1 pseudogene is annotated in these 259 nt (G+C 61.8%); it reads right to left on the bottom strand.

The annotated features are described in order from the left end of the window. Positions 1-259 (bottom strand): annotated as a pseudogene (locus RSB01_RS14095) (type I glyceraldehyde-3-phosphate dehydrogenase); the annotation flags it as partial.

The raw sequence follows: 259 nt of genomic DNA, 5'->3' as shown, positions 1-259 counted from the left end.
CCTTGGCATCAAAGATGGAGGTGCGGGGGTCGGTGATGAAGTCGGAGGAGACAACATCCTCGTCGGTGTAGCCCAGAACGCCCTTCAGCGCGCCCTCGGAGGCCTTCTTCATAGCGGCGCAAATGTCGGCGTACTTTGCGGGCTTCTCCAGGTTGACGGTGAGGTCAACCACAGACACGTCCAGAGTGGGGACACGCATGGACATGCCGGTGAGCTTGCCGTTGAGGGCGGGAATGACCTTGCCCACAGCCTTGGCGGC

This window comes from Brevundimonas sp., from assembly GCF_036659295.1.
Taxonomy (GTDB): Bacteria; Pseudomonadota; Alphaproteobacteria; order Caulobacterales; family Caulobacteraceae; genus Brevundimonas.
The sequence above is the reverse complement of the archived record's forward strand: the minus strand, read 5'-3'. Positions and strand labels throughout refer to the sequence as shown.